Origin of the sequence: Thiohalocapsa sp. ML1, assembly GCF_001469165.1 — a bacterium.
Classification (GTDB): domain Bacteria; phylum Pseudomonadota; class Gammaproteobacteria; order Chromatiales; family Chromatiaceae; genus Thiohalocapsa.
Genome location: NZ_JABX01000110.1, coordinates 1 through 2049 on the forward strand (window position 1 = coordinate 1; position 2049 = coordinate 2049).

Consider the following 2049-nt stretch of genomic DNA (forward strand, 5'->3'; position numbering starts at 1 on the left):
CGTGTTGACCTGGAGGTCAACACTCCAGTCAACAATTCAGTCAACACTCCAGTCAACACTCCAGTCAACACTCCAGTCAACGCACCAGAAGCACTTGCGCGCCCGGAGCCGAGCCGGAGCCGGGCCGGAGAGCCGACCTCCTGGTCGGCTCGGTACTCGCGCCCTGAGTGCATCCCGCTTTGTCGCCGTGTTGACCTGGAGGTCAACACTCCAGGCAACACGCCAGTCAACACTCCGGTCAGCACTCCAATCAACGCACCAGAAGCACTTGCGCCCCCGGAGCCGCGCCGGAGCCGGGCCGGAGAGCCGACCTCCTGGTCGGCTCGGCACTCGCGACCGCATCCCGCTCTGTCGCCGTGTTGACCTGGAGGTCAACACTCCAGGCAACACTCCAGGCAACACTCCAGGCAACACTCCAGGCAACACTCCAGGCAACACTCCAGGCAACACTCCAGGCAACACTCCAGTCAACACTCCAATCAACGCACCAGAAGCACTTGCCCGCCCGGAGCCGGGCCGGAGCCGGGCCGGAGAGCCGACCTCCTGGTCGGCTCGGCGCTCGCGACCGCATCCCGCTCTGTCGCCGTGTTGACCTGGAGGTCAACACTCCAGTCAGCACTCCAGTCAACACGCCAGTAAGCATTCCAATCAACGCACCAGAAGCACTTGCGCGCCCGGAGCCGGGCCGGAGCCCGGCCGGAGAGCCGACCTCCTGGTCGGCTCGGCACTCGCGCCCTGAGTGCATCCCGCTCTGTCGCCGTGTTGACCTGGAGGTCAACACCCAGTCAACACTCCAGTCAACGCTCCAGTCAACGATCCAGTCAACACTCCAATCAACGCACCAGAAGCAGATGCCCGCCCGGAGCCGTGGAGCGGCATGTGGACGACACGCATTTCAATCCGGTGAAGCATGGGTATGTTGCGGCGGTGCGGGACTGGCCGTATTCGACCTTTCACGTCTATGTGCGCAACGGTTGGCTTTCGGAAGACTGGGGATGCAAGGGGCAGGAAGGGACGTTTCGCGAGGCCGTTGGGGTTCCTTCGTCACCCGAACCTACGCAGCTCACGCGTTCCGGGGACCAGCGGACCGATGCGTGACACTGCCCCGTATAATCTGACCCATGAGCAAGTCGGCGAAGCTGCTGGCGGCGATGGAGGCCAATCCTCGGGACTGGACCATCGACCAGGTGGAGACCGTGGCCCGGGCCTACGGGCTCAGGGTCCATCGCCCCGGCGGCAGCCACTGCATCATCCGCCACACGAACGGCAGGAAGGTCAGCGTCCCGGCCCACAGGCCGATCAAGCCGATCTACATCCGCCAGTTCGTGCGCCTTGTGAAGCATGGGACAGGAGACGAAGAATGAACGACCCGAAGCGCTATCGGGTGGAGCTGCGGCCACTGTCCGAGGAGGACGGCGGCGGTTGGCTCGCCACCTTCCCGGACCTGCCGGGCTGTATGGGCGACGGCGAGAGCCCCGCGGCGGCCATCGAGGACGGTTATCAGGCCGCCCGCGCCTGGCTTCGGGTGGCCGAGGAGTCCGGGGATCGGTTTCCGGAGCCCGGCGCTGGCGGCGAGTCCGGGCGCTTCGTTGCGCGCGTGCCCAAGAGCTTGCATGTGCGTCTCTCGGCGCGGGCCGCGACCGAGGGGGTGAGCATGAACACCCTGGTGGTGTCGCTGCTCGCGGAGGGTATGGGTGTCCGTAGTGGGAGCGCTGGACTCGGGAAGGAGGCGACGGATGAGGCGCGCAGAACGGGGTGAAGCAGTGGGATTGCCACGGCGTCGCGTTGGGGTTCTTCCTCACCCGAACCTACATACGGCGAAGCTTTTTCCCGCCCGGAGCCGGGCCGGAGCCGGGCCGGAGAGCCGACCTCCTGGTCGGCTCGGCACTCGCGACCGCATCCCGCTCTGTCGCCGTGTTGACCTGGAGGTCAACACTCCAGTCAACACTCCAGTCAACGCTCCAGTCAACACTCCAATCAACGCACCAGAAGCACTTGCCCGCCCGGAGGCGGGCCGGAGCCGGGCCGGAGAGCCGACCTCTTGGTCGG

At 65.8% G+C, this 2049-nt stretch carries 3 protein-coding genes; all 3 read left to right on the forward strand.

Features of this window, described 5'->3' with window-relative positions:
* Window positions 1–879 precede the first annotated feature (879 nt).
* The 3 genes from ML01_RS30945 to ML01_RS26555 are packed head-to-tail and all read left to right on the forward strand — an operon-like array spanning window position 880 to window position 1759.
* Window positions 880–1098 carry a hypothetical protein gene (locus ML01_RS30945; protein WP_156428030.1) on the forward strand — a complete coding sequence of 73 codons (219 nt, stop codon included), beginning with the start codon at window positions 880–882 and terminating at the stop codon, window positions 1096–1098.
* Between the two features lie 23 nt (window positions 1099–1121).
* On the forward strand, window positions 1122–1364 hold the full coding sequence (locus ML01_RS26550; protein WP_058558373.1) for a type II toxin-antitoxin system HicA family toxin: 243 nt from the start codon (window positions 1122–1124) through the stop codon (window positions 1362–1364).
* The gene (locus tag ML01_RS26555) at window positions 1361–1759 is read left to right on the forward strand and encodes a type II toxin-antitoxin system HicB family antitoxin (RefSeq protein ID WP_058558374.1); all 399 of its coding nucleotides are present in this window, start codon (window positions 1361–1363) and stop codon (window positions 1757–1759) included. Before ML01_RS26550 ends, ML01_RS26555 begins: the two co-directional genes overlap by 4 nt.
* The last annotated feature ends 290 nt before the right edge of the window (window positions 1760–2049 follow it).

What these genes read in the sequence shown, in the direction of transcription:
- ML01_RS26555 (WP_058558374.1), top strand. Translation starts at nt 1,361, where the DNA reads ATGAACGACCCGAAGCGCTATCGGGTGGAGCTGCGGCCACTGTCCGAG.
- ML01_RS26550 (WP_058558373.1), top strand. Translation starts at nt 1,122, where the DNA reads ATGAGCAAGTCGGCGAAGCTGCTGGCGGCGATGGAGGCCAATCCTCGG.